At 52.6% G+C, this 26,686-nt stretch carries 22 protein-coding genes; 13 read left to right on the plus strand and 9 right to left on the minus strand.

All coding sequences use genetic code 11. The features are described from left to right. Window positions 1-161: 161 nt before the first annotated feature. The gene (gene leuO / locus OGX97_RS04335; RefSeq protein ID WP_020996231.1) at window positions 162-1,109 is read right to left on the minus strand and encodes a transcriptional regulator LeuO; all 948 of its coding nucleotides are present in this window, start codon (window positions 1,107-1,109) and stop codon (window positions 162-164) included. 654 nt (window positions 1,110-1,763) lie between these two features. Between leuO and leuL the strand changes: the two genes are divergently transcribed. The 5 genes from leuL to leuD all read left to right on the plus strand — a co-directional run bounded on the left by leuL (window position 1,764) and on the right by leuD (window position 6,622). Next, window positions 1,764-1,850 (plus strand): leu operon leader peptide, encoded by an 87-nt coding sequence (gene leuL, locus OGX97_RS04340; protein ID WP_048998978.1) that lies wholly within the window; start codon window positions 1,764-1,766, stop codon window positions 1,848-1,850. A 90-nt stretch (window positions 1,851-1,940) separates the two neighbouring features. Continuing rightward, window positions 1,941-3,512, plus strand: a complete 1,572-nt coding sequence (leuA, locus tag OGX97_RS04345; protein WP_008786191.1) for a 2-isopropylmalate synthase — start codon at window positions 1,941-1,943, stop codon at window positions 3,510-3,512. After that, complete coding sequence (leuB, locus tag OGX97_RS04350; RefSeq protein WP_003829570.1) at window positions 3,512-4,603, plus strand: 3-isopropylmalate dehydrogenase; 1,092 nt, start codon at window positions 3,512-3,514, stop codon at window positions 4,601-4,603. The genes leuA and leuB overlap by 1 nt, the downstream gene beginning before the upstream one ends. Window positions 4,604-4,605: 2 nt before the next feature. After that, entirely contained in the window at window positions 4,606-6,006 is a 1,401-nt protein-coding gene (gene leuC / locus OGX97_RS04355) for a 3-isopropylmalate dehydratase large subunit (protein WP_279850902.1), read from the plus strand. Between the two features lie 10 nt (window positions 6,007-6,016). Beyond that, the gene (leuD, locus tag OGX97_RS04360; RefSeq protein WP_003829572.1) at window positions 6,017-6,622 is read left to right on the plus strand and encodes a 3-isopropylmalate dehydratase small subunit; all 606 of its coding nucleotides are present in this window, start codon (window positions 6,017-6,019) and stop codon (window positions 6,620-6,622) included. A 45-nt stretch (window positions 6,623-6,667) separates the two neighbouring features. Here leuD and idnR read toward each other — a convergent pair whose 3' ends face one another. The 5 genes from idnR to sgrT form a co-directional block, all read right to left on the minus strand. Beyond that, complete coding sequence (idnR, locus tag OGX97_RS04365) at window positions 6,668-7,660, minus strand: DNA-binding transcriptional regulator IdnR (RefSeq protein ID WP_032944294.1); 993 nt, start codon at window positions 7,658-7,660, stop codon at window positions 6,668-6,670. Between the two features lie 82 nt (window positions 7,661-7,742). Next, window positions 7,743-9,026 (minus strand): MFS transporter, encoded by a 1,284-nt coding sequence (locus tag OGX97_RS04370; protein WP_267454167.1) that lies wholly within the window; start codon window positions 9,024-9,026, stop codon window positions 7,743-7,745. Window positions 9,027-9,084: 58 nt separating this feature from the next. Beyond that, window positions 9,085-9,849, minus strand: a complete 765-nt coding sequence (gene idnO, locus OGX97_RS04375) for a gluconate 5-dehydrogenase (protein WP_008786186.1) — start codon at window positions 9,847-9,849, stop codon at window positions 9,085-9,087. Between the two features lie 278 nt (window positions 9,850-10,127). After that, window positions 10,128-11,306 (minus strand): sugar efflux transporter, encoded by a 1,179-nt coding sequence (locus OGX97_RS04380; RefSeq protein WP_111466122.1) that lies wholly within the window; start codon window positions 11,304-11,306, stop codon window positions 10,128-10,130. 108 nt (window positions 11,307-11,414) lie between these two features. Continuing rightward, window positions 11,415-11,543 (minus strand): glucose uptake inhibitor SgrT, encoded by a 129-nt coding sequence (gene sgrT / locus OGX97_RS04385; RefSeq protein WP_020996233.1) that lies wholly within the window; start codon window positions 11,541-11,543, stop codon window positions 11,415-11,417. Between the two features lie 99 nt (window positions 11,544-11,642). Between sgrT and sgrR the strand changes: the two genes are divergently transcribed. The 4 genes from sgrR to thiQ all read left to right on the plus strand — a co-directional run bounded on the left by sgrR (window position 11,643) and on the right by thiQ (window position 16,977). Further along, window positions 11,643-13,298 (plus strand): HTH-type transcriptional regulator SgrR, encoded by a 1,656-nt coding sequence (sgrR, locus tag OGX97_RS04390; protein WP_111466123.1) that lies wholly within the window; start codon window positions 11,643-11,645, stop codon window positions 13,296-13,298. A 427-nt stretch (window positions 13,299-13,725) separates the two neighbouring features. Further along, entirely contained in the window at window positions 13,726-14,709 is a 984-nt protein-coding gene (gene thiB, locus OGX97_RS04395; RefSeq protein WP_032942354.1) for a thiamine ABC transporter substrate binding subunit, read from the plus strand. Further along, window positions 14,685-16,295 (plus strand): thiamine/thiamine pyrophosphate ABC transporter permease ThiP, encoded by a 1,611-nt coding sequence (thiP, locus tag OGX97_RS04400; protein WP_111466124.1) that lies wholly within the window; start codon window positions 14,685-14,687, stop codon window positions 16,293-16,295. Before thiB ends, thiP begins: the two co-directional genes overlap by 25 nt. Further along, a complete protein-coding gene (gene thiQ, locus OGX97_RS04405; protein WP_111466125.1) occupies window positions 16,279-16,977 on the plus strand; it encodes a thiamine ABC transporter ATP-binding protein ThiQ in 699 nt (232 codons plus the stop codon). The genes thiP and thiQ overlap by 17 nt, the downstream gene beginning before the upstream one ends. A 97-nt stretch (window positions 16,978-17,074) precedes the next feature. Here thiQ and OGX97_RS04410 read toward each other — a convergent pair whose 3' ends face one another. Then, on the minus strand, window positions 17,075-17,842 hold the full coding sequence (locus OGX97_RS04410) for a DedA family protein (protein WP_003829584.1): 768 nt from the start codon (window positions 17,840-17,842) through the stop codon (window positions 17,075-17,077). A gap of 119 nt (window positions 17,843-17,961) precedes the next feature. Continuing rightward, complete coding sequence (araC, locus tag OGX97_RS04415; RefSeq protein ID WP_003829586.1) at window positions 17,962-18,807, minus strand: arabinose operon transcriptional regulator AraC; 846 nt, start codon at window positions 18,805-18,807, stop codon at window positions 17,962-17,964. A 339-nt stretch (window positions 18,808-19,146) separates the two neighbouring features. On the opposite strand from araC, the gene araB reads away from it, so the two are divergent. The 3 genes from araB to araD all read left to right on the plus strand — a co-directional run bounded on the left by araB (window position 19,147) and on the right by araD (window position 23,170). Next, complete coding sequence (gene araB, locus OGX97_RS04420) at window positions 19,147-20,856, plus strand: ribulokinase (protein ID WP_279850904.1); 1,710 nt, start codon at window positions 19,147-19,149, stop codon at window positions 20,854-20,856. Between the two features lie 10 nt (window positions 20,857-20,866). After that, on the plus strand, window positions 20,867-22,369 hold the full coding sequence (gene araA, locus OGX97_RS04425) for an L-arabinose isomerase (RefSeq protein WP_279850905.1): 1,503 nt from the start codon (window positions 20,867-20,869) through the stop codon (window positions 22,367-22,369). A gap of 105 nt (window positions 22,370-22,474) precedes the next feature. Further along, entirely contained in the window at window positions 22,475-23,170 is a 696-nt protein-coding gene (gene araD, locus OGX97_RS04430; RefSeq protein WP_286591937.1) for an L-ribulose-5-phosphate 4-epimerase, read from the plus strand. Between the two features lie 40 nt (window positions 23,171-23,210). Here araD and OGX97_RS04435 read toward each other — a convergent pair whose 3' ends face one another. Further along, entirely contained in the window at window positions 23,211-23,597 is a 387-nt protein-coding gene (locus OGX97_RS04435) for a DUF4751 family protein (protein WP_279850906.1), read from the minus strand. 573 nt (window positions 23,598-24,170) lie between these two features. Between OGX97_RS04435 and polB the strand changes: the two genes are divergently transcribed. Further along, on the plus strand, window positions 24,171-26,522 hold the full coding sequence (gene polB / locus OGX97_RS04440; RefSeq protein ID WP_279850908.1) for a DNA polymerase II: 2,352 nt from the start codon (window positions 24,171-24,173) through the stop codon (window positions 26,520-26,522). Window positions 26,523-26,686 lie beyond the last annotated feature (164 nt).

Consider the following 26,686-nt stretch of genomic DNA (forward strand, 5'->3'; position numbering starts at 1 on the left):
CAGTATGATAAATAATCGCTTAAAAATGGGAACTTACAGCAATTACTCTATTTTTTGACACTTTTGGACAGATGTAAAAAATAGAGTTCAGCATAAAATTTCAGTTATAATGACAAAAGCAGAATAAACAGGATGTATTGTCCGGTTTACTCTGCCGAGTGCTACTGCTTACAAACGGAGACTAACAGCTCTTCCATCCATTGATGTCCTTTATCCCGGCCCGCGGCTTCATGCCAGGAAAGATAGCATGTGCGGCTGTTCAATTTTAACGGTAAAGGTAAGATCTGTAGTTCTAAAGAATCGGCAAATTCTTCTGCTAACCAACGCGGCGCAATAGAGACCAAATGCGTTTGCGACACAATATTAAGAACGCTAATTAATGCCATGCCCTGATAAGCTACGCAGGATTGTTTATCCGGTGTGTCATACCACGGTTGGCTGAATGATGCGAAGCGATCAAGTGACACCACCGCATGCTGTTCATTATAGACATCGCTTTCCAGTAACGGACCACTAATGCGCGGATGCTTTTTACTTGCGACTAACACCATTTCGTCATTGAATAACGGAATACTGGTAAATTCAGGACGACGGAATTCTTCATAGCTAATAACGAATTCTGTTTCCTGGTAACGTAATTGATGCTCTGTATTTTGATTGAGTGAAGATTTAAATACGACATGAATGTTTGGCGCTACTTGCTCAACCCGATTATAAATCAACGACGTCAGAATATTATCCAATGGGCTGCATACGCAAAGATTGAATACGCGCTCGCTGCTGGCTGGCTCAAAACCCGATCCAGGCAGTTCATTTTGCACTAATTGCAATGCCTGGCGAACAGAACCAAATAGCTGGAAAGCTCTTGCTGTCGGCTGGATACCGCGTCCATAACGAACAAAAAGCTCATCATTAAACATCACTTTCAGGCGCGCGACCGCATTACTGACAGCAGGTTGCGACATTCCTAAAGTATGCGCGGCACGGGTAATATTTTGTTCTTGCATCACCGCATCAAAGACGGTTAATAAATTAAGATCAACCATGCGAAGCTGTGGCTTCCCCATATCTATAATATTTGTTTTATCTATTATTTTTACTTCTGGCATATTTAACTCCACTGTCACTCTAAACTCCCTTTTCCCAGACGGAGTGAAGAAATAATCTCCGTTAATATGATTTACCATACATATAAGATGAGAAAAAGAAAAAACATTAAAATTAGGAAAACATAAAGGTACAAACCTAAATGAACAAAAGACCAATGCGAGCGCAGTGTGGCAGGTGTCACTGCACGGTGATTCATATGTTTAAATTTCAAAAACAATATAACCATAAGCATGGCGAATATACAATCATACGTATCGTGAATACGTATTTAAGTTTTAATTAAATGTTTATATTATTAATACATTAAAAGTTAACATTAATTTATCAATTATGTGGAGTCATACCGCACATAGCCATTCACGATTACTATAAAAACAGTCAAATCATAAAGATATGAAATCCCAAGAGCGACCTTTTCTTCAGTTCGCCGTTACAATAAATGCAAATAATTATGCTCAAATATGTCAAACCATGAAAAGTATGTACAACCATCAACTGATTAATTTTATGTACTCCGAAAAATTCAGCACAATTCGCTTAAGTTTTGCAGAAACTTCTCCCCTCAAGTAAGGCATTTGCAGGGGTGAGGGTTGACATCAGTCTTCATATCCAGTACCACTAAAAGCATATCGCATTCGCCTGGAGCTTAATTGATGACTTACATTGCTCGTTTTAACGGTCTACTACTACTAAACGCATCTTCATTGCGCGGTAGACTGGTGGACGATATTCAGCATTAAGTCAGCTCCAGTTAAGACAAAAACCCGCGCCGTTGCGCGGGTTTTTTTATGCTCGAAGCAAGGCGCCCTAAGAAACCAAGGACCTAAACCATGAGCCAGCAAGTCATTATTTTCGATACCACCTTACGCGATGGTGAACAGGCGTTACAGGCAAGCCTGAGTGTGAAAGAAAAACTGCAGATTGCGCTGGCCCTTGAGCGTATGGGCGTTGACGTGATGGAAGTAGGTTTCCCCGTTTCTTCACCGGGCGACTTTGAGTCAGTTCAGACCATTGCTCGTCAGGTTAAAAACAGCCGCGTTTGCGCCTTAGCACGCTGCGTAGAAAAAGATATCGACGTCGCTGCAGAATCGCTGAAAGTCGCTGAAGCTTTCCGTATTCATACGTTTATCGCCACCTCGCCGATGCACATCGCGACGAAATTACGCAGTACGCTGGATGAGGTCATTGAGCGCGCGGTCTACATGGTTAAGCGTGCGCGTAATTATACCGATGACGTGGAGTTCTCCTGCGAAGATGCAGGCCGTACCCCTATCGCCGATCTGGCTCGCGTTGTTGAAGCTGCTATTAACGCGGGTGCCAAAACCATTAACATCCCTGATACCGTCGGTTACACCATGCCTTTCGAATTTGGGGCAATCATTTCTGGCCTGTATGAACGCGTACCAAATATCGATAAAGCCATCATCTCCGTACACACCCATGATGATTTAGGTTTGGGCGTCGGCAACGCGCTGGCAGCCGTTCACGCCGGAGCGCGTCAGGTGGAAGGCGCGATGAACGGTATCGGCGAACGCGCCGGTAACTGCTCACTGGAAGAAGTGATCATGGCGATCAAGGTGCGTAAAGATATCCTGAATGTACAGACCCGCATCAATCACCAGGAGATCTGGCGTACCAGCCAGTTAGTTAGCCAAATCTGCAACATGCCTATTCCGGCAAACAAAGCCATTGTCGGTAGCGGCGCCTTTGCCCACTCCTCCGGCATCCATCAGGACGGCGTACTGAAAAACCGTGAAAACTACGAAATCATGACGCCTGAATCCATTGGTCTGAACCAGGTACAGCTGAACCTGACCTCCCGTTCCGGACGCGCCGCGGTGAAACACCGTATGGATGAGATGGGATATAAAGAAAATGAATACAGCCTGGACAACCTGTATGACGCATTCCTGAAACTGGCGGATAAAAAAGGTCAGGTATTTGATTACGACCTGGAAGCGCTGGCCTTCATTAATAAACAGCAGGAAGAACCAGAGCATTTCCGTCTGGATTACTTCAGCGTGCAGTCCGGCTCAAACGACATCGCCACCGCCTCCGTCAAGCTGGCCTGCGGTGACGAAGTCAAAGCCGAAGCGGCGAACGGTAACGGTCCGGTCGATGCTATTTATCAGGCCATCAACCGTGTAACTGAGTACAACATCGAACTGGTGAAATACAGCCTGACCGCCAAAGGGCACGGTAAAGATGCGCTGGGTCAGGTGGATATCGTTGCCAACTATAACGGTCGTCGTTTCCACGGCGTCGGTCTGGCGACAGATATCGTCGAATCTTCTGCTAAAGCGATGGTGCATGTGCTGAACAACATCTGGCGCGCCGAAGAAGTCGAAAAAGAATTGCAACGCAAAGCTCAGAACAACGAGAACAACAAGGAAACCGTGTGATGTCGAAGAATTATCATATTGCTGTTTTGCCGGGTGACGGTATTGGCCCGGAAGTGATGGCGCAAGCCCTGAAGGTACTGGACGCAATCCGCAACCGCTTTAATATGCGCATTACCACCAGCCACTACGACGTGGGTGGTGCCGCTATCGATAACCACGGTCAGCCGCTGCCACCTGCAACGGTTGAAGGCTGTGAACAAGCTGACGCCATTCTGTTTGGCTCCGTTGGCGGCCCGAAATGGGAAAACCTGCCGCCAAACCAGCAGCCAGAGCGTGGCGCACTGTTGCCATTGCGTAAGCACTTCAAATTATTCAGCAACCTGCGCCCGGCTAAGCTCTACCAGGGGCTGGAAGCGTTTTGCCCTCTGCGCGCAGATATTGCCGCGAACGGTTTCGACATCCTGTGCGTACGCGAACTGACTGGCGGGATTTACTTCGGTCAACCAAAAGGCCGCGAAGGCAGCGGACAACATGAAAAAGCTTTTGATACCGAGGTTTATCACCGTTTCGAGATCGAACGTATTGCGCGTATCGCGTTTGAATCCGCTCGCAAACGTCGCCGTAAAGTTACGTCGATTGATAAAGCTAACGTACTGCAAACGTCTATTCTGTGGCGCGAAATTGTCAATGAAATTGCTAATGAATACCCGGACGTTGAGCTGGCGCATATGTACATCGACAACGCGACTATGCAATTAATTAAAGATCCATCCCAGTTCGACGTGTTGCTATGCTCTAACCTGTTTGGTGACATTCTGTCTGATGAGTGCGCCATGATCACCGGTTCAATGGGCATGTTACCGTCCGCCAGCCTGAATGAGCAGGGCTTCGGTTTGTACGAGCCTGCTGGCGGCTCCGCTCCGGACATCGCCGGGAAAAATATTGCCAACCCTATCGCCCAGATCCTGTCGCTGGCGCTGCTGCTGCGCTACAGCCTGGATGCCAATGATGCGGCAACCGCAATTGAGAGCGCCATCAACCGCGCATTAGAAGAAGGCATTCGCACCGGTGACTTAGCCCGTGGCGCTGCCGCAGTCAGTACCGATGAAATGGGTGACATCATTGCCCGTTACGTCGCAGAAGGGGTGTAATCATGGCCAAAACGTTGTACGAAAAATTGTTTGATGCGCACGTCGTCTTTGAGGCGCAAAACGAAACCCCACTGTTGTACATCGACAGGCATCTGGTGCATGAAGTGACCTCTCCGCAGGCGTTTGATGGTCTGCGCGCGCATGGCCGTCAGGTGCGCCAGCCAGGTAAAACCTTTGCCACCATGGATCACAACGTCTCTACCCAGACCAAAGATATCAACGCGTCGGGTGAGATGGCACGCATCCAGATGCAGGAGCTGATTAAGAACTGTAACGAATTTGGCGTCGAGCTGTACGACCTGAACCATCCGTATCAGGGTATCGTTCACGTGATGGGGCCAGAACAAGGCGTGACGTTGCCGGGTATGACCATCGTCTGCGGCGATTCCCACACCGCTACACACGGCGCGTTCGGCGCACTGGCGTTTGGCATTGGCACCTCTGAAGTTGAACACGTTCTGGCGACGCAGACCCTGAAACAGGGGCGCGCCAAAACCATGAAGATTGAAGTCAACGGTAAAGCAGCCGCTGGCATTACCGCCAAAGATATCGTGCTGGCGATTATCGGTAAAACCGGTAGCGCAGGCGGAACCGGACACGTGGTTGAGTTTTGTGGCGAAGCCATCCGTGCATTGAGCATGGAAGGCCGGATGACCCTGTGCAACATGGCCATTGAAATGGGCGCAAAAGCGGGTCTGGTCGCACCGGATGAAACGACCTTTAACTATGTTCAGGGTCGTTTACACGCACCGAAGGGCGAGGATTTTGACCACGCGGTTACATACTGGAAAACCCTGAAAACCGACGACAACGCGACGTTTGATACCGTCGTTACCCTGCAGGCAGAAGAGATCGCTCCGCAGGTCACCTGGGGAACAAACCCGGGTCAGGTCATCTCGGTGAACGATAATATTCCCGACCCGGCGTCATTTGCCGATCCCGTTGAGCGTGCATCAGCTGAAAAAGCGCTGGCGTATATGGGGCTGAAACCGGGTATTCCGTTAACGGAAGTGGCTATCGATAAAGTGTTCATCGGTTCCTGCACCAACTCGCGTATTGAAGATTTACGCGCCGCGGCAGAAATCGCCAAAGGGCGCAAAGTTGCGCCGGGCGTGCAGGCACTGGTGGTGCCGGGCTCTGGTCCGGTGAAAGCGCAGGCGGAAGCAGAAGGTCTGGATAAGATCTTTATCGAAGCCGGTTTTGAATGGCGTTTATCGGGCTGTTCCATGTGCCTGGCGATGAACAATGACCGCCTGAACCCTGGCGAACGCTGCGCATCCACCAGCAACCGTAATTTTGAAGGTCGTCAGGGCCGCGGTGGTCGCACGCATTTAGTCAGCCCGGCCATGGCCGCCGCTGCCGCCGTTACCGGTCATTTTGCCGACATTCGCAGCATCAAATAAGGAAACTACCATGGCAGAGAAATTTACCCAGCATACCGGCCTGGTTGTCCCACTGGATGCCGCCAACGTTGATACCGACGCAATTATCCCTAAACAGTTTTTGCAGAAGGTTACGCGCACCGGTTTTGGCGCCCATCTGTTTAACGACTGGCGTTTCCTGGACGAAAAGGGCCAACAGCCGAATCCTGAGTTCGTTTTAAACTTCCCGGAATATAAAGGGGCATCAATTCTGCTCGCACGGGAAAACTTTGGCTGCGGCTCTTCACGCGAACATGCGCCGTGGGCACTGACCGATTACGGCTTTAAAGTGGTGATCGCACCAAGCTTCGCCGACATCTTCTACGGCAACAGTTTTAATAACCAACTGTTGCCGGTGACCCTGAGCGACGCGCAGGTAGATGAAATGTTCGCGCTGGTGAAAGCCAATCCGGGCATTAAATTTGAAGTGGATCTGGAAGCGCAGGTGGTGAAAGCAGGCGATAAGTCCTACAGCTTTAAAATTGACGACTTCCGCCGCCACTGCATGCTGAACGGTCTGGACAGCATCGGGTTGACGCTGCAGCATGAAGCGGCCATCACCGAGTACGAAGACAAGCAGCCAGCATTTATGCAGTAATCTCTTCCGCTGGTCACCGTACGGTGACCAGCCCCTTCTCTTCGCCTACAGCGTATCGCCGTAATAGATTTGGTAGCCAAGATTGACGCTGCCCGGCGCATCTTTCCCGTTCAAACGCTTAATCAGAATATCCGCCGCCGTTTTGCCAATCTCAAAGCGTGGCGTAATCACGCTGGCGATTTTTTGCAGCCGCGCACGGCCAATTTCCAGCCCGTGGAAACCGGCAATCGCCATTTTTCCCGGCACATCGTACTGCTGTGCCTGACACTCCAGCAGCGCGCCAACCGCCAGGTCATCGTTGGTACAGAAAATAGCGTCAATATCCGGCTTTTCCGCCATCGCCTGCTGGAACATCTTGCGTCCAAGCGCCACCGACGAAATAGTTTTTGGCGCCAGGTGGTACGCTTCCAGTCCCTGCGCCGCCAGCGCTTTCTCGGTGCCGCGAAAACGGCTAAGGTCTCGGGGGTCATCCATCGAGCCAAAGAAAGCAATGCTGCGTTTACCGCTGTCGATAAAAGCCTGCGTCATTTCAAACGCGGCTTTTTCGTTATCAAACCCAACCTGTATATCAAGATACTGGCCGCTAATATCCATCAGTTCCGCCACCGGTACGCCGCTGGCGCGCACGTACTGGATCATTCGCTCTGTATGCAGCTTTCCCGTGAGGATCAGGCCGTCGATATTGTAAGAGAGCAGATTCAGCACCTCGCGTTCTTCACGCTCGGCATCATATTCGTAGTTGGCGATCAGCGTCTGGTACTGGCAGGCCGAGGTGACGGATTCAATCCCTGCCAGCACGTCGGCAAAGATCTGATTACGAAACGAGGGGATCAGCACACCAATGGTTTTGCTGCGTGCGTTGAGCAGAATTTCCGGGGCGCGGTTGGGGATGTAGTTGTTCTCTTCCATCACTTTCGAAATCAATTCGCGGCTGCGTTGCGACACCTGATTCGGGTCACGTAGATAACGGCTGACCGTCATCTTATTCAGCCCGGCCAGATTAGCGATATCCTGTAATGTCATCCGATTGTTTTTCATGAGGTTCTCTACGACCAACAGCCCATTATGCTCGCAGAGAACCTTATCACAGCCGGTTAGCGACTGCACTCCTCGCTCAACCTTAACGCGTAGCCATCTCAGCCAACGGCGACGTGGTTTCATTTTGCGCACGAACGCAGTACATCAGCACCACCGACGCCAGCAGAGCAATCGCCATGAAGGTGTAGGAGACGCCCGGCCCGCCGGTCACACCGTTGAGGTAACCCACCAGCCACGCGCCGAGGAATGCCCCTAACGCGCCAAAACTGTTGATCATCCCCATCGACACGCCGGAGACGTTGCGCGGCAGCAGTTCGGGGATCAGCGCAAAGAATGGCCCGTAAGGCGCATACATACAGGCGGCGGCCACAACCAGCAGCGCGTAGGAGAGCCAGAAGGACTGGTTGCCCAACAGCCACGAGGCAAAGAACGCGATGGCGGCAATCAACAGCAGCGGCCAGATAAACAGCTTACGGTTCTGGAACTTATCGGACAGCCAGGAGACGGTCAGCATCAGGCAGATCGCCGCCAGATACGGTACCGCTGCCAGCCAGCCCACCGCCACGATGTCCATCTGCGCCGCATTTTTGAGGATTGACGGCATCCACATCATGAAGCCATACACCCCGATGCTCCACAGCGCATGCACCGCGCAAAGCATAATGACGCTGCGTGAACGCATCGCTTCACCGTAGTTACGCATCGGTTTGATGTCGCGCTGCTCGCGATCCATCGCCTGCTGTAATGCCTGTTTCTCCTGCTCGCTCAACCAGCCCGCATCCGCCGGTTTGTCGCGTACCAGAATCACCCAGCAGAACGCCCAGATCACCGCCGGGATACCTTCGATAATAAACATTTCGCGCCAGCCCCAGGCTTCAATCAGGTAGCCGGAGACTATCGACATCCACAGCACTGTGACCGGGTTGCCGAGAATTAAAAAGGTGTTGGCGCGCGAGCGTTCAGTTTTGGTAAACCAGTTGCTGATATAAATCAGCATCGCGGGCATCACTGCCGCTTCGACGATGCCGAGAATAAAGCGGATCGCCATCAGCGTTGGGATATTGCTGACAAAGCCGGTCGCCGCGGCACAAAGCCCCCAAAGGATCAGGCTGTAAAAAATCATTTTGCGCACGCTATGCTTTACCGCATACATCGCGCCCGGCACCTGGAAAAAGAAATAGCCCAGGAAGAATAACGCGCCAATTAACGATGCTGTTCCCTGAGTAATCCCTAAGTCATGTTCAATACCGGCGGCAGCGGCAAAGCCGTAATTGGCGCGGTCGAGATAAGCTAAGCTGTAGGTAATAAAAATAATCGGCATTAAATACCACCAGCGACGCGCTGGCAGTTTTGCGAGCATATTCATACTCACTCCTTGGATTATTGTTTTATCGCTCAGGCCGCGCGTTGCGGCCCATTATTGATCAGACCGCGGCCAGCATGCCGCCGTCCACAAACAGAAGATGCCCATTCACAAAGTCAGAAGCGGGCGCGGCAAGATAAACCGCCGCGCCGATCAGCTCCTCCGGGTTACCCCAGCGAGCGGCGGGCGTGCGCTGGAACAGCCAGGCGGAGAATGCTTCATCGTTGACCAGCGCGGTGGTCATGTCGGTGGCGAAATAGCCGGGAGCAATGCCATTGACCTGAATATTGTATTCCGCCAGTTCCACGCACATGCCACGGGTTAACATTTTGACCGCGCCTTTTGACGCCGCGTATGGAGTAATGGTTTTACGACCTAATTCGCTTTGCATTGAGCAGATATTAATAATCTTCCCGCGGCGGCGTTGCACCATGTAGCGGGAAACCTGCTGCGACACCAGAAAGACCGATTTCTGGTTTACATCAATCACTTTGTCCCATTCAGCCTCCGGGAATTCGGTGAAGGGAAAACGACGCTGAATTCCGGCGTTGTTAATTAAAATATCAATGGCCCCAACTTCCTTTTCGATTTGCGCGATGGCGCGCGCAACCTCTTCCCCGTTGGTGACATCAAATCCATAGCCAACGGCGCGATAGCCTTCGGCAACCAGTTTGTCCGCCGCCGCCTGAGCGCGCTGCTGGGTAATATCGTTAATCACAATCTCAGCACCGTGCGCCGCCAGACCGTTGGCCAGCAGGTTACCAATGCCCTGAGCGGAACCGGTAATCAGCGCGCGTTTACCGGTCAGGTCGAATAGGTTCTTCATAAAAAACTCCTTTTTTAATAACTGTTACGCGTAACTGTATACGCGTAACAGTAGAAAAAAGAAGATCCAGGAAGAGGAAAATGATCGTTATGTGATCAACATTGCATTTACGTGCAAGATGAAAAAAAGAGGGATTGGCCTGATAAGCGTAACGCGATCAGGCCGTAAGGACAGGTTGCCGGATGGCGGCGTAAACGCCTTATCCGGCCTACAAAAACGACAAAAGCGAATACGAAATGTCGTCCGGTCGGGCACTGCAACGCCGGGACTGCACCGGACTAAACATCCTTCACCCGCCCGGTCATCCACAGCGTCACCACCGAAATCACCGCAATCACCCAATAGACGGCAGAGTGACCGTAGCTTTGCGCAACAGCCCCCTGAATCACCCCTGCCAGAATGACTCCCGTTGAAATACTGTTGGTAAATAATGTGGTCGCTGATCCCGCACGTCCGGGCATCAGATCCTGAAACCACAGCATACCTATCCCGGCGATAATACCGATAAATACCGCGTTAAACAGTTGCAGCACCAGCAGCGCCGTACGGCTGTGAAAGAAGATCAAACCAAGATAAAACAGCACGCCTGCCGCGACGGCCGCGATCATCATTCGCCGTTTGCCAAAGCGCTTCACGTAATAGCCCGCAAGAATCATCGCCGGAATTTCCAGTCCAGCCGCCGTCCCCATTAGAATCCCGGCCAGCTTGTCCGGCAAGCCCAGTTCGAGGCTTATCCACAGCGGCATATCGATGATGTACATGGTGTTGCAGGTCCACATCAGCGTGGAGGCAATAAACAACATGCGTACATTTTTGTCCTGCCAACCGCCGGTCTGTTCCAGCGGCACGTCTACAGGCTGCTCCACCCGAGCAACTGACGGCAGTATCAGCGCAATCAGCACCAGGCTAATGGCAAAAATCCCTGCGGCAATGGAAAACATCGCCGTAAAGCCGTAATTCAGCGCCAGCATAAAAGCCAGCGGTGGGCCAATTACCCAGGCCAATGAAAGCTGCGCACGCATCACCGAGCTAAACATCACCACTTCACGCGCGGAGTTATCAGCATATTCCCGCGCCAGCGCAAACAGCTGCGGCATGGCGGTGTTCGCCAGCGAGGCCAGCAGCACACCGCAGGTGATCAGCGTAAGATAGTGACGATTAAAGGCAAACAGCAACGCATTGCCAATTGCCATGAGGCAGCAGAACATGATCAACTTACGTCGATCGCCCTGGCTGTCGGATCGTTTCGCGAGGCCAAGGCTGACGACGATCCCGACAATCGCATTGACGGTGTAAAACAGCCCGACCCAAAATGGCTGCGCCCCGACTTCACGGCTCAGGAACAGACTCAGCGTGGGTGCCTGCAATGCCCCCGCCACGCCCATCATAAAAGCGACCAGCATAAATGCCGCGTAAACGCCGTTGAGGCGCCGTCCCATGGTCATAATCCAGAGCATATCTTTCCTTTTAAGCGCAGCTGAAACGAAAAAAGCCAGCAGATGATACCTGCTGGCGCGGCGATTAACACCAATACTCAGTCACACATGATGTCTGCAATTTCCAATTCAGGAGTCAGATGTCATCTCCCACTGCATCAGCTCTTCGAGCATCTTTAAGCGCTGCGGGGCACTCAGGCAAGCCAACCAGGACGATTTTTCTGTCGCGGTAAAGTACTTCAACCAGAACTGACGCATAGATGACCCCTTCGTTGTCTCATCGCTTCATCGGAATCTATTATTGGCTTAATATAGGGATTATAAAATTGCTGAGTTTTCCGCAGGAGTTCCCCTTTTATGTCTTCTGGTCGTTTGCAACAACAGTTCATCCGTCTGTGGCAATGCTGTGACGGCAAGACGCAAGAAACGACGCTCAACGAGCTGGCGGATCTGCTGAGCTGCTCGCGCCGCCATATGCGTACGCTGCTTAATACCATGCAGGATCGTGGCTGGTTAACGTGGGAAGCTGAAGTTGGACGAGGCAAACGCTCGCGACTGACATTCCTCTATACTGGGCTGGCGCTCCAGCAGCAGCGCGCGGAAGATCTACTGGAACAGGATCGCATCGATCAACTAGTGCAGCTTGTCGGTGACAAAACGGCCGTACGGCAAATGCTGGTCTCCCACTTGGGCCGCAGCTTTCGCCAGGGTCGGCATATCATGCGCGTTCTCTATTATCGCCCGATGCACAACCTGCTCCCCGGTACGGCATTACGCCGCTCCGAAACCCATATCGCCCGCCAAATTTTCAGTGCCTTAATTCGGGTAAATGAGGAAAATGGGGAACTAGAAGCGGACATTGCCCATCACTGGCAGCAAATTTCACCTTTGCATTGGCGATTCTTCCTGCGCCCGGGGATCCATTTTCATCATGGCCGCGAGCTGGAAATGGAAGATGTTATCGCCTCGCTGAGGCGCATTAACGCCCTGCCGCTGTACTCTCACATCACGCAGATCGTCTCTCCCACGGCCTGGACGCTGGATATCCATCTGGCCCAGCCAGATCGCTGGCTTCCCTGGCTATTGGGGCAGGTCCCCGCCATGATCCTGCCGCGAGAATGGGAAACGCTAAACAACTTTTCCAGCCACCCGATTGGTACCGGTCCGTATGCGGTAATGCGCAATACCAATAACCAACTGAAAATTCATGCATTTGATGATTACTTTGGCTACCGGGCGCTGATTGACGAAGTTAACGTTTGGGTATTACCCGACATCGGAGAAGAGCCTGGCGGCGGGTTGACGCTAAAAGGTCCAACAGAGGATGAAAAGGCGATCGAAAGCCGCCTCGAAGAAGGTTGCTACTACCTGTTGTTTGATGCGCGTAGCCACCGTGGCGCGAACCAGGAGGTTCGCGAGTGGGCAAGCCGCGTTCTCTCGCCAACGAATTTAATCTGCCACGCCGATGAACAGTACCAGCGGTTGTGGTTTCCCGCCTACGGTTTGCTTCCCCGCTGGCATCACGCCAAACCTGGCCATGGTGAAAAACCCGCCGGGCTGGAAACGCTGACGATCACCTACTATCGCGATCATATCGAACACCGGATTATCGCGCAGATCATGAAAACGTTGCTGGCGCAGCATCAGGTACAGTTGAAAATTCAGGAGATCGACTACGATCAATGGCATGCAGGTGAAATCGTCAGCGATATCTGGCTCAACAGCGCCAACTTTACCCTCCCGCTGGACTTCTCACTGTTCGCCCATTTGTGCGAAGTCCCTTTGCTGCAAAACTGTATCTCGCGGGACTGGGAAAACGATGCGGCTCGCTGGCGAACGGGCGAAATGAGCCTGGCGGCATGGTGCCAACAGTTGCTCGCCACAAAGGCCATTGTGCCATTAATCCACCACTGGCTGATCATTCAGGGACAGCGCAGTATGCGCGGGCTGCGCATGAATACCCTCGGCTGGTTTGATTTTAAATCGGCGTGGTTTGCGCCGCCGGATCCATAAGAGCCAGCTCTTAATTGCTGCCCGGCAACAAAATCACTACACTAACGCCGTTCTCAACGGGGTGCTAAATAAAAAACATACACAAGATCATTCATGATGCATCAAGGCGGCAAGCGAGTGAGTCCCCAGGAGCATAGATAACTATGTGACTGGGGTGAGCGAGCGCTGCCAACACAGAGGCAGCGTGAATGATGAAGTGTATGGGCTGAGAGATACCCGTCGAACCTGATCCGGATAATGCCGGCGAAGGGATTTGAGGCTGTAGCTCAAGTCCTTTGCCACCTAACTCGTCATATTTCAAGCTGCAGATGCGTTGGCTTTCCTCGCTCACCCCAGTCACGTACTACCTGTACGCTCCTGGGGATGCGCTGCGTCGCCGCCTTCCTGCAACTCGAATTATTTAGAGTTTTACTTTATGAGGTGCAAAGTGTTTAAAAAATGTCTTCCGCTGTTACTGCTGTGCGCAGCGCCTGTCTTCGCCAAACCTGTACTGACCGTCTATACCTACGACTCGTTCGCAGCTGACTGGGGCCCGGGCCCGACAATCAAAAAAGCCTTTGAAGCTGACTGCAACTGCGAGCTAAAACTGGTCGCGCTGGAAGATGGCGTTTCGCTGCTTAACCGCTTGCGCATGGAAGGAAAAAACAGCAAAGCCGACGTCGTGCTGGGTCTGGATAACAACCTTCTGGAAGCCGCTACACAAACCAAACTGTTTGCCAAAAGTGGTGTTGCAAACGACGCCGTTAACGTACCCGGCGGCTGGAAAAACGATACCTTCGTTCCGTTTGATTACGGCTATTTCGCCTTCGTTTATGATAAGAACAAGCTGAAGAATCCGCCCAAAAGCCTGAAAGAACTGGTAGAGAGCGACCAAAAATGGCGCGTCATTTATCAGGATCCACGCACCAGCACGCCAGGATTGGGTCTGCTGCTATGGATGCAGAAAGTCTATGGTGATAAAGCGCCAGAGGCGTGGCAGAAACTGGCAGCCAAAACCGTCACCGTCACCAAGGGCTGGAGCGAAGCCTACGGCTTGTTCCTGAAAGGTGAAAGCGATCTGGTGCTCAGTTACACCACCTCTCCGGCCTATCACATCATCGCCGATAAAAAAGACAACTACGCCGCGGCCAACTTTAGCGAAGGCCACTATTTGCAGGTGGAAGTCGCCGCCCGTACCGCGGCCAGCAAGCAGCCGGAACTGGCCGAGAAATTCCTGAAGTTTATGGTATCCCCGGCATTCCAAAATGCGATTCCGACCGGCAACTGGATGTATCCCGTGACGCAAGTCGCCCTACCGCCAGGATTCGAGCAACTGAATAAACCGGCCACCGCGCTGGAATTTACGCCGCAGCAGGTTGCGGCTCAACGTCAGGCATGGATTAGCGAATGGCAACGCGCCGTCAGCCGCTAATCCCCGGCTGGCTGGTTCCAGGGCTTACCGCCGCCACGCTGATGGTGGCCGTTGCCCTGGCCGCATTTTTGGCACTGTGGTTTAACGCCCCGCAGGGAGAGTGGCTCTCGCTGTGGCAAGATGACTACCTGTGGCACGTGGTGCGCTTTTCTTTCTGGCAGGCATTTTTATCCGCTGTGCTGTCGGTTGTCCCGGCGATTTTCCTTGCCAGAGCGCTCTATCGTCGTCGTTTTCCAGGGCGTCTGGCGCTGCTGCGTCTGTGCGCGATGACGTTAATCCTGCCAGTGCTGGTCGCGGTATTCGGTATTCTTAGCGTCTACGGTCGCCAGGGTTGGCTGGCCTCGCTCTGGCATACATTCGGGCTGGAGTGGACGTTTTCGCCATACGGTTTGCAGGGCATTCTGCTGGCGCATGTCTTTTTCAATCTGCCGATGGCCAGCCGCCTGCTGTTACAGTCGCTGGAGAATATTCCCGGCGAACAGCGGCAGTTAGCCGCTCAGTTGGGTATGCGTGGCTGGCATTTCTTCCGTTTTGTTGAATGGCCATGGCTGCGTCGTCAGATCCTGCCCGTCGCGGCACTCATCTTTATGCTGTGCTTCGCCAGTTTCGCCACCGTTCTGTCGCTTGGCGGCGGGCCACAGGCCACCACCATCGAGCTGGCTATCTATCAGGCGCTGAATTTTGATTACGATCCTGCCCGCGCAGCCATGCTGGCGTTGATCCAGATGGTTTGTTGTTTGGCGCTGGTGCTCCTCAGCCAACGTCTGAGCCGGGCGATTGCTCCCGGTGCTACCCTGGTACAAGGCTGGCGCGATCCCGACGATCGCCTGCACAGCCGACTGGCTGACGCAATCCTGATTATTCTTGCCCTGTTGCTGTTACTGCCGCCGTTGCTGGCGGTGATTATCGATGGCTTAAACCGCCATGTTCTGGATGTACTGATGCAGCCAGTGCTGTGGCAGGCGTTGGGAACCTCGCTGCGCATCGCATTAGCAGCAGGAGCGTTATGCGTCGTGCTCACTATGATGCTGTTATGGAGCAGTCGTGAACTCCGTGCCCGACAGCAGCTGCTGGCAGGTCAGATGCTGGAGTTGAGCGGCATGATGATCCTCGCCATGCCGGGCATCGTGCTGGCAACCGGCTTCTTTCTACTGCTCAATAATACCATTGGGCTTCCTGAATCTGCCGACGGCATTGTCATTTTTACCAATGCGCTGATGGCGATCCCTTACGCGCTGAAAGTGCTGGAAAACCCAATGCGTGACGTCACTGCTCGCTACAGTATGTTGTGCCAGTCGTTGGGCATTGAGGGATGGTCGCGCCTGAAAGTGGTTGAACTGCGCGCCCTGAAGCGCCCGCTGGCGCAGGCGATGGCGTTTGCCTGCGTCCTGTCGATTGGCGATTTTGGCGTAGTGGCGTTATTTGGTAATGAGGATTTCCGTACCCTGCCGTTTTATTTATATCAGCAGATTGGCTCTTATCGCAGTCAGGATGGCGCGGTTACGGCGTTATTACTGCTGATCCTGTGCTTTACGCTGTTTACCGTTATTGAGAAATTGCCGGGTCAAAATGTTAAAACTGATTGATATCACATGGCTGTATCACCATTTGCCTATGCGCTTTACGCTGTCGGTCACGCGCGGTGAGCAAATAGCTGTACTCGGGCCCAGCGGCGCCGGGAAAAGTACGCTGCTGAATCTGATTGCCGGCTTTCTCACGCCTGCCAGCGGTACCATGATGATTGACGGTGAAGATCACACCACCACGCCGCCCTCACGCCGACCCGTATCCATGCTGTTTCAGGAAAACAACCTGTTCAGCCATCTGAGCGTACAGCAAAACATCGGCCTGGGCCTGAATCCGGGATTGAAGCTGAACACATCGCAGCGAGAGAAAATGCACCACATCGCTCAACAAATGGGACTCGACTCTCTGCTGGAACGCCTCCCCGGCGAACTTTCCGGCGGGCAGCGACAGCGCGTGGCGCTGGCGCGTTGTCTGGTGCGGGAACAACCTATTTTACTGCTTGATGAACCGTTCTCAGCGCTCGATCCCGCGCTGCGCCAGGAGATGCTAACGCTGGTCACCGAAGTCTGTCGCGAGAAGCAGCTGACGTTGCTGATGGTTTCTCACAGCGTAGAAGATGCCGCGCGAATTGCGTCCCGCTCGATTGTGGTCGCCGACGGGCGCATCGCGTGGCAGGGCAAAACGGACGATCTGTTAAGCGGCAACGCCAGCGCCTCGGCGCTATTGGGCATTAAAGCATAATGCGTTGCCGGATGACGGCGTGAACGCCTTATCCGGCCTGTAGGTCGCACATTTTGTAGGCCGGATAAGGCGAAGCCGCCATCCGGCAAAGGTATCGTCAGTAACCTACAACCTTACGCAGAATGTCGATATACACCGGCATCAGCGGATGGCGCAGTAACGCCACCAGCGCGACCACGCCGATCCCGAGCGTTAACGGCGCCAGATACAGCAAACGGCTGCGGGGGAAATACGCCGTTAAGCGATCAACAGCCGCTTTGCCACTACGCCATAGCCGCCAGCAAAACCAGCCGCCCACCCAGAGCAACACCGCCGTCGCCAGCAGCAACCATTTAAAATCCCCGCTCTGCATATCAGAAGGGATATCAATTGCCGCTCCCGCCAGGATCCCCGGCAGGAAGTAGAACGGTGGCCACAGCACGCAGCCAATAATATTCGGGACGATAAATTTAGCGACAGGCAGATCCAGCATGCCTGCTACCATCGGCACCAGCGGGCGCGTCGGTCCGACAAAACGCCCCACCAGAATAGTAAACATGCTGTGCTGATGCAGGGCGTGCTCGGTTTTATCCAGCAACGCCTTGTTCTTTTTCATGAATGACCAACGGTGCAATGGCTTTTTAAAGCGCCAGCCCAACCAGAAGGAGATCCAGTCCCCCAACAGGCAGCCGACAATGCCCGCAAGCCAGGCATGCCAGAAGTTCAGTTCGCCGCTGCCAATCAGCGCGCCCAACCCCGCCATCATCACGGTCCCGGGCAGAATCAGACCAACCAGCGCCAGCGACTCCAAAAAAGCCACCAGAAGTACGGCGATCAGAGAGTACAGGGCGGACTGGAGAATAAAGTGTTCCAGCAATGCTTGCATAATGTGTCCGTCAAATTTACGAAGCAGGGATTTTGATAACCCCTCTCAACTTCGTCAAGCCATCAATTGTCTGAATAGATTGCGAGTTATGACAACTTTCAGGATACATCATTCACTTTTTATTCACATCCAGCGCGAAACTCGCTCGGACTGGCACCGGTACATTTTTTGAAAACACGAGAGAAATAGAGCTGGTCGTCAAAACCAACATTGCGACCTACGGTGGCGATAGGCATACGTGTGGTACTCAGCAGTAGCTTCGCCTGGCTGATGCGCTGGTCCTCGCGCCAGCTTAATACGCTGATCCCCAACTGCTGACGGAACAGATGCGACAAACGGGAAGGTGACAGGCAGACGTGCTGCGCGACGCTGGCGATATCAAAATTGCTGTCCGCCAGGTGATCGCTGATGTACTGGCAGGCATCGCGGACGCGGTTGTCCATGGGCGGGTGTAGCGATTCATTGATGGCTTCCATACGTCGGAGCAACAACTGCTCCAGTAAATTAATCGCCAGCAGTTCGGAATAACGACCTTCTCCCTGCCCGGCGTTAATTATCTGCCCAAACAGTTCGTTAAAATGCGGCTGATGCGCTTCATCCGGGCGGAAAAAGCCGGTCTGGCCAAAAATGGCCGGCCAGGTCAGCCACTCCTGCCAGTAGGCGCGCGGACGAAAGTAAACCCACTGGTGATACCACTCGCTGGCATCAGGGTGGCGCCCGTAGTGATGAATTTCTCCAGGTGGAAACAACAGAATATCGCCAGGCCGGCAGACAAACTGCTTGCCCTGATTATTGATAACCCCTTCGCCACGGATGGTGAGATTGAGGATATAACCCTTCATACCCAGCGGCCTGTCGATAAAAAAATCCAGGTATCCGTTCGCCTCAATGGGGGTTAATCCGGCCACCAAATGCGCGTTAAACGAATAACCTGGCAACAGGGGATCGTTTTGCGTTTCAGCCATAATTTCAATACTCCCTACGTCCTGCCAAGAAACAATTTGTCCATATTACGCCAGACATCATCGCTGTCGCCCCTGCGGGCCGCTGTATTTGCGGCAATGGACCACCAACCCCGCTTGTGAAAAGCTCTTTGTAAAAAACATGTACTACGCCAACGTCAAAATCGGCTAACAAAAGTGTCTATAACTACGGCAGAAATGTCCACATTGATTATTTGCACAGCGTCACACTTTGTGATGCCACAGCATTTTAGTCCATAAGATTAGCGGATCCTGCCTGACGGTTTTTATCGCTACTCACTACTGTTTATCCATACCCGTATTTTTGGATGGAGTAAGACGATGGCGATTGCAATTGGCCTCGATTTTGGTAGTGATTCAGTACGCGCTTTGGCGGTGGAATGTGCCACCGGCGAAGAGATCGCCACCAGCGTTGAGTGGTACCCACGTTGGCAAGAAGGGCAGTATTGCGATGGCCCAAACAACCAGTTTCGCCATCATCCGCGCGACTACATTGAATCCATGGAAGCGGCGCTGAAAACTGTACTGGCCGAACTGAGCGCTGAGCAGCGCGCGGAAGTGGTCGGGATTGGCGTTGACAGTACCGGCTCAACCCCGGCCCCCATCGATGCAGATGGTAATGTACTGGCGCTGCGTCCGGAGTTCGCGGAAAACCCGAATGCGATGTTTGTCCTGTGGAAAGATCACACCTCAGTAGAAGAAGCCGAAGAAATCACCCGCCTGTGCCATACACAGGGCAAGATCGATTACTCCCGCTATATCGGCGGCATTTATTCCAGCGAATGGTTCTGGGCCAAAATCCTGCATGTCACTCGTCAGGACCACGCAGTTGCCGAGGCTGCGGTTTCGTGGATTGAGCTATGCGACTGGGTTCCGGCCCTGCTCTCCAACACCGTACGCCCACAGGATATTCGTCGCGGTCGCTGCAGCGCCGGGCATAAATCTCTGTGGCATGAAAGCTGGGGTGGTCTGCCGCCAGCCAGTTTCTTTGACGAACTCGACCCCATCCTCAACCGCCATCTGCAATACCCAATGTTTACCGATACCTTCACCGCGGATCTGCCGGTTGGCACCCTGTGCACCGAGTGGGCACAGCGCCTGGGACTACCGGAAAGTGTGGTGATTGCAGGCGGTGCTTTTGACTGCCATATGGGCGCGGTCGGCGCAGGTGCACAGCCTAACACGCTGGTAAAAGTCATCGGCACGTCAACCTGCGACATTCTGATTGCCGACAAGCAAAGCGTTGGCGAGCGTGCGGTGAAAGGCATTTGCGGCCAGGTTGATGGCAGCGTGGTGCCTAATTTTATTGGCCTCGAAGCTGGTCAGTCTGCATTCGGCGATATCTATGCCTGGTTTAGCCGCGTGCTGAGCTGGCCGCTGGAACAGCTTGCCGCACAGCATCCGGAACTGCAGACCCAGATTAAAGCCAGTCAAAAACAGCTGCTGCCTGCACTCACCGAAGCATGGGCGAAAAATCCATCACTGGAGCATCTGCCGGTGGTGCTCGACTGGTTCAACGGTCGCCGTACGCCCAATGCCAACCAGCGTTTGAAAGGGGTGATTACCGATCTGAACCTGGCAACCGACGCGCCAGCGCTGTTCGGTGGCCTGATTGCCGCCACCGCCTTTGGCGCGCGCGCCATTATGGAATGCTTCACCGAACAAGGCATTGCGGTTAACAACGTGATGGCGCTTGGCGGTATCGCGCGCAAGAACCCGGTCATCATGCAGGCCTGCTGTGACGTGCTGAACCGTCCGCTACAGATTGTCGCTTCAGACCAGTGCTGCGCACTCGGTGCGGCTATCTTCGCCGCCGTTGCCGCGAAAGTACACGCCGATATCCCTGCCGCTCAGCAGCAGATGGCAAGCGCCGTGGAAAACACGCTGCAACCTCGCCCAGAGCAGGCTCAACGTTTTGAACAGCTTTACCGCCGCTATCAGCAGTGGGCAGTAAGCGCTGAACAGCAATACCTTCCGACTGCCGCTCCGGCGCAACAAGCCCCGGTAGACCTGGCAACCCTGACACATTAAGGACACGACAATGACGATTTTTGATAACTATGAAGTGTGGTTTGTGATTGGTAGCCAGCATCTGTATGGCCCTGAAACCCTGCGTCAGGTAACCCGACATGCCGAGCACGTAGTTAACGCACTGAATACTGAAGCCAAACTGCCCTGCAAGCTGGTATTAAAACCGCTGGGCACTTCCCCTGATGAGATTACCGCTATCTGTCGTGACGCGAACTACGACGATCGCTGTGCAGGGATGGTGGTCTGGCTGCATACCTTCTCCCCGGCCAAAATGTGGATTAACGGCCTGACTATCCTCAACAAGCCGCTGATGCAGTTCCACACCCAGTTCAATGCCGCCCTGCCGTGGGACAGCATTGATATGGACTTTATGAACCTGAACCAGACTGCGCACGGCGGTCGTGAGTTCGGCTTCATCGGCGCGCGTATGCGTCAGCAGCATGCCGTGGTCACCGGTCACTGGCAGGATAAACAAGCGCACGAACGCATTGGCTCCTGGATGCGCCAGGCCGTGTCCAAACAAGATACCCGCCACCTGAAAGTCTGCCGTTTTGGCGACAACATGCGTGAAGTTGCGGTCACCGATGGCGATAAAGTCGCTGCGCAGATCAAGTTCGGCTTCTCGGTAAACACCTGGGCCGTGGGCGATCTGGTGCAGGTAGTGAACGCAATTAGCGACGGTGAAATCAACGCGCTAATCGATGAGTACGAAAGCACCTATACCATGACGGCGGCGACGCAAGTCCACGGTGAAAAACGTCAGAATGTCCTGGAAGCGGCCCGTATTGAACTGGGGATGAAGCGCTTCCTGGAACAGGGCGGATTCCACGCCTTCACCACCACATTTGAAGATTTACACGGCCTGAAACAGCTCCCTGGTCTGGCCGTACAGCGTCTGATGCAGCAAGGCTACGGCTTTGCGGGCGAAGGCGACTGGAAAACCGCCGCTCTGCTTCGCATCATGAAGGTGATGTCAACCGGTCTGCAGGGCGGCACCTCATTTATGGAGGATTACACCTACCACTTCGAGAAAGGCAACGATCTGGTGCTCGGCTCGCACATGCTGGAAGTGTGCCCGTCCATCGCGGTGGAAGAGAAACCGATCCTCGACGTACAGCACCTCGGCATTGGTGGTAAAGACGATCCTGCCCGTCTGATCTTCAACACCAAAACCGGCCCGGCAGTGGTTGCCAGCCTGATCGATCTCGGCGATCGCTATCGCCTGCTGGTTAACTGCATCGACACGGTACAAACGCCGCACTCCCTGCCAAAACTGCCTGTCGCTAACGCACTGTGGAAAGCTCAACCGGATCTGCCAACCGCTTCTGAAGCCTGGATCCTGGCCGGTGGCGCACACCACACCGTGTTCAGCCACGCGCTGGATCTGAACGACATGCGTCAGTTCGCTGAAATGCACGATATCGAGATCGCGGTGATCGATAACGATACCCGCCTGCCAGCCTTTAAGGACGCGCTGCGCTGGAACGAAGTCTATTACGGCTTCAAACGTTAACAACTGCCGGATGACGGCGTAAACACCTTATCCGGCCTACAAGAATATGCGATTTGTAGGCCGGATAAGCGTAGCGCCATCCGGCAAGATTCATCGGAGAGCATCATGTTAGAAGATCTCAAACGTCAGGTACTGGAAGCCAATCTGGCGTTGCCTAAGCACAATCTGGTCACCCTGACCTGGGGGAACGTCAGCGCCGTCGATCGCGAGCGCGGCGTGTTTATGATTAAACCTTCAGGAGTCGATTACAGCGTAATGACCGCCGACGATATGGTGGTAGTCAGTATCGCCACGGGTGAAGTTGTAGAAGGTACGAAGAAACCTTCCTCAGATACCCCAACACATCGTTTGCTGTATCAGGCATTCCCGACCATTGGCGGCATTGTTCACACCCATTCGCGCCATGCAACCATCTGGGCGCAGGCGGGTCAGTCGATTCCGGCAACGGGGACCACCCATGCGGACTATTTCTACGGTTCGATTCCCTGCACACGCAAAATGACCGACGAAGAAATCAACGGCGAATATGAATGGGAAACCGGTAACGTAATCGTTGAAACCTTTGAAAAACAGGGTATTGACGCCTCACAGATGCCTGGCGTGCTGGTGCACTCTCACGGTCCATTTGCCTGGGGAAAAAATGCCGAAGATGCGGTGCATAACGCCATCGTGCTGGAAGAAGTCGCCTATATGGGGATCTTCTGTCGCCAGCTCGCGCCGCAGTTACCGGATATGCAGCAAACCCTGCTAGATAAACACTACCTGCGCAAACACGGTGCAAAAGCGTATTACGGGCAGTAAAAAAAATAAGCGCGCAGATAATCTACGCGCTCCTTTATAGTTATTCGCTATAATATTCGGCGAATGAACCTTGGTATACACAATCATTTGAACAGATATAATCAATTACATTATCATAGTGTCCATGAACCTTATTTCCTTCCAGACAATGGAAAAAGACATAATCCGCAATGGTCGCCTGCCACTTCTGCCCGTTCAGCAGATAATTAATCACTGTATCTTTGTGCCCCTTACTTTTGTCATTACCCTGCCAGTGAAAAAAAGCGCTACCATTTTCAATAATTTCAGCATTCCACAACTTACCGTCCCATGTTTTATATAAAATATATTTGCTCACAGTTTTAATCGCTGGATTAGAAATCATTGTGTTAACAAACATATAGTTCTGATATTTAATGCCAAGCTGATGTTTGGAAAGAACGTTCATAAAAACTCCATTTTTTCAAAATTAATATTAAAAGGACAAAAAAATGCACAAGCCATCGACAAAATAAAATTATATTCACAGAGAATTTCCCGACGAAATTGAATTGAAACTGCTTAGTTAGAACAATAACAACCCCATTTAAATATATTATATTTAAGATAATGACCCAAACATTTCGAATGAAAGTTTTACACTAACAGCTAATAAAAACAAATAAAAATATAATTTTTTCACTAATCCGAGAAATATGTAGCAAAATCAAATGAGCACTATTCCTAAAAATCATAAAAAGTATGAAAACGAACTTGTAATTAACAATTAAAACATAAACAGCGTAATTAATGGAAACTAATGTACAAATACCAGCTATAACATATCTATCTGTAGCCTATCAAAGCTATTTTATTCATATATTGCATATGAAGATAACATTGTCAGGTAGGAATAATTATTTTACTCAGGAAAGCGTATTTCGGGCAGTAACCTCTTCTGAGCATGACAACTGTATAAAATCACAGCTAATCTATCAGAACCAAGCTATAATAATGCCTGGCTTTTTGACGGATACGCAGCGTGGCGCAAGCAGGTTTTATTTTAACCCGGCACTGGCGGGACACCCCGCAGGGAACTGAGGTCTCATTCTGGCTGGCTACAGACGATGGGCCGCTGCAGGTCACGCTCGCGCCTCAGGAGTCGGTCGCGTTTATTCCCACCAGTCAGGTTCCTCGCGTAATGTCATTATTACGCACTGAAAACGGCTATCGCCTGAAATCGCTGCAATTGCAAGACTTCCACCGCAATCCTGTTTCCGGCCTGTATTGCCGCTCACATCGCCAGCTCATGCGATTGGAAAAACTGCTGCGCGAAAACGCAGTCACCGTCTATGAGGGCGACGTACGCCCACCTGAGCGGTATCTGATGGAGCGCTTTATCACCTCCCCTGTTTGGGTCGAAGGCGACGGACATAATGACATGCTGGTGAATGCCCGCCTGAAGCCGAACCCTGACTATCGACCACCGCTAAAATGGGTATCGCTGGATATTGAAACCACGCGCCACGGCGAACTCTATTGCATCGGTCTTGAAGGCTGCGGGCAACGTATTGTCTATATGCTCGGCCCGGCAAACGGCGACGCCTCTACGCTTGATTTTGAACTTGAGTACGTTGCAAGCCGCCCGCAGTTGCTGGAAAAACTCAATGACTGGATTGCCCGTCACGATCCTGATGTGATAATCGGCTGGAACGTCGTGCAATTCGATTTACGCGTCCTGCAAAAGCACGCCGAACGTTACCGCATTCCCCTGCGTTTTGGTCGCGATAGCAGCGAGCTTGAGTGGCGCGAGCATGGCTTCAAGAACGGCGTATTCTTCGCTCAGGCTAAGGGGCGCCTGATTATCGACGGTATTGAGGCGCTAAAATCCGCGTTCTGGAATTTCTCGTCATTTTCACTGGAAACAGTGTCACAGGAGCTGTTGGGCGAAGGGAAGTCGATTGATAATCCGTGGGACAGAATGGACGAAATCGACCGTCGATTTGCCCAGGATAAACCCGCGCTTGCCACCTACAATCTCAAAGACTGTGAGTTGGTCACGCGCATTTTTCACAAAACCGAGATCATGCCATTTCTGCTGGAACGATCGACGGTCAACGGTCTGCCGGTCGACCGGCACGGTGGTTCAGTTGCCGCCTTCGGACATCTCTACCTGCCACGAATGCACCGGGCGGGTTATGTGGCGCCGAATCTGGGTGAAGTCCCCGCGCACGCCAGTCCCGGCGGCTACGTGATGGACTCGCGCCCAGGCTTATACGACTCCGTACTGGTGCTGGATTACAAAAGCCTGTATCCCTCAATAATTCGTACTTTTTTAATCGACCCGGTGGGGCTTATCGAAGGGATGGCGCAGCCGGATCCGGAACACAGCACCGAAGGTTTCCTTGACGCCTGGTTTTCACGCGAAAAGCACTGCCTGCCTGAAATCGTTACTCAGATCTGGCACGGGCGCGAAGAAGCAAAACGCCGCGGCAATAAGCCACTCTCGCAGGCGTTGAAAATCATCATGAACGCATTTTACGGCGTGCTGGGCACCACCGCCTGTCGCTTTTTCGACCCGAGACTGGCCTCGTCCATTACCATGCGCGGCCATGCGATCATGCGCCAGACCAAAGCGTTAATTGAGGCTCAGGGTTACGATGTCATTTATGGCGATACCGATTCCACCTTTGTCTGGCTGAAAAAGGCGCACTCAGAAGACGATGCAGCCCGAATTGGTCGGGAACTGGTGAGCTATGTCAACACCTGGTGGGCGCAATCGCTGAAGCAACAAAATCTGACCAGCGCGCTGGAGCTGGAATTTGAAACCCATTTTTGTCGCTTTCTGATGCCGACCATTCGCGGTGCAGATACCGGCAGTAAAAAACGCTATGCAGGGATGATTCAGGACGGTGCTGAGCAACGTATGGTGTTTAAGGGACTGGAAACGGTACGAACCGACTGGACGCCGCTGGCCCAACAATTTCAGCAGGAGCTATACCTGCGAATTTTTCGTAACGAACCTTATCAGGAGTTTGTTCGCGAGACTATTGACCGTCTTATGGCCGGCGAAATGGATGAACAACTGGTGTACCGCAAGCGCCTGCGCCGCCCGTTAAGCGAATACCAGCGAAATGTTCCACCACACGTTCGTGCCGCGCGACTCGCCGATGAGCAGAATGTAAAGCTGGGGCGTCCGCCACAGTATCAGAATCGCGGAACCATAAAATATGTCTGGACGGTCAATGGCCCAGAACCTGTTGATTATCAGCTATCTGTACTCGATTACGAGCATTATCTGACCCGCCAGATCCAACCCGTTGCCGAGGGAATTCTTCCCTTTATTGACGATAATTTTGCTACACTACTCACAGGACAACTGGGGTTATTTTGACGCGTGACGAAACCGCCGCCATCCAGTACCATAGCGCCCTTTCCATTCCTGGACCCATTTAACACCACTACCACTGATTTATTAGCCTGGTAGCGGGGTCGTATGCTCTCAATAACGGGGACTAGCCCGGAAAATGACGAGTATTGCCTGCAATTAAAGATATA

The sequence above is a fragment of the Citrobacter sp. Cpo061 genome (genome assembly GCF_030332845.1).
GTDB classification, from domain to species: Bacteria; Pseudomonadota; Gammaproteobacteria; order Enterobacterales; family Enterobacteriaceae; genus Citrobacter; species Citrobacter portucalensis.

Excerpts from the sequence above, each read along its gene's own strand:
- araB (WP_279850904.1), top strand. The coding sequence starts at position 19,147 with ATGGCGATTGCAATTGGCCTCGATTTTGGTAGTGATTCAGTACGCGCT.
- leuL (WP_048998978.1), top strand. The coding sequence starts at position 1,764 with ATGACTTACATTGCTCGTTTTAACGGTCTACTACTACTAAACGCATCT.
- leuC (WP_279850902.1), top strand. The coding sequence starts at position 4,606 with ATGGCCAAAACGTTGTACGAAAAATTGTTTGATGCGCACGTCGTCTTT.
- leuO (WP_020996231.1), bottom strand. The coding sequence starts at position 1,109 with ATGCCAGAAGTAAAAATAATAGATAAAACAAATATTATAGATATGGGG.
- idnR (WP_032944294.1), bottom strand. The coding sequence starts at position 7,660 with ATGAAAAACAATCGGATGACATTACAGGATATCGCTAATCTGGCCGGG.
- leuD (WP_003829572.1), top strand. The coding sequence starts at position 6,017 with ATGGCAGAGAAATTTACCCAGCATACCGGCCTGGTTGTCCCACTGGAT.
- thiQ (WP_111466125.1), top strand. The coding sequence starts at position 16,279 with ATGTTAAAACTGATTGATATCACATGGCTGTATCACCATTTGCCTATG.
- sgrR (WP_111466123.1), top strand. The coding sequence starts at position 11,643 with ATGTCTTCTGGTCGTTTGCAACAACAGTTCATCCGTCTGTGGCAATGC.
- araA (WP_279850905.1), top strand. The coding sequence starts at position 20,867 with ATGACGATTTTTGATAACTATGAAGTGTGGTTTGTGATTGGTAGCCAG.
- leuA (WP_008786191.1), top strand. The coding sequence starts at position 1,941 with ATGAGCCAGCAAGTCATTATTTTCGATACCACCTTACGCGATGGTGAA.
- OGX97_RS04435 (WP_279850906.1), bottom strand. The coding sequence starts at position 23,597 with ATGAACGTTCTTTCCAAACATCAGCTTGGCATTAAATATCAGAACTAT.
- sgrT (WP_020996233.1), bottom strand. The coding sequence starts at position 11,543 with ATGCGTCAGTTCTGGTTGAAGTACTTTACCGCGACAGAAAAATCGTCC.
- araD (WP_286591937.1), top strand. The coding sequence starts at position 22,475 with ATGTTAGAAGATCTCAAACGTCAGGTACTGGAAGCCAATCTGGCGTTG.
- thiP (WP_111466124.1), top strand. The coding sequence starts at position 14,685 with ATGGCAACGCGCCGTCAGCCGCTAATCCCCGGCTGGCTGGTTCCAGGG.
- leuB (WP_003829570.1), top strand. The coding sequence starts at position 3,512 with ATGTCGAAGAATTATCATATTGCTGTTTTGCCGGGTGACGGTATTGGC.
- araC (WP_003829586.1), bottom strand. The coding sequence starts at position 18,807 with ATGGCTGAAACGCAAAACGATCCCCTGTTGCCAGGTTATTCGTTTAAC.
- idnO (WP_008786186.1), bottom strand. The coding sequence starts at position 9,849 with ATGAAGAACCTATTCGACCTGACCGGTAAACGCGCGCTGATTACCGGT.
- OGX97_RS04410 (WP_003829584.1), bottom strand. The coding sequence starts at position 17,842 with ATGCAAGCATTGCTGGAACACTTTATTCTCCAGTCCGCCCTGTACTCT.
- OGX97_RS04370 (WP_267454167.1), bottom strand. The coding sequence starts at position 9,026 with ATGAATATGCTCGCAAAACTGCCAGCGCGTCGCTGGTGGTATTTAATG.
- OGX97_RS04380 (WP_111466122.1), bottom strand. The coding sequence starts at position 11,306 with ATGCTCTGGATTATGACCATGGGACGGCGCCTCAACGGCGTTTACGCG.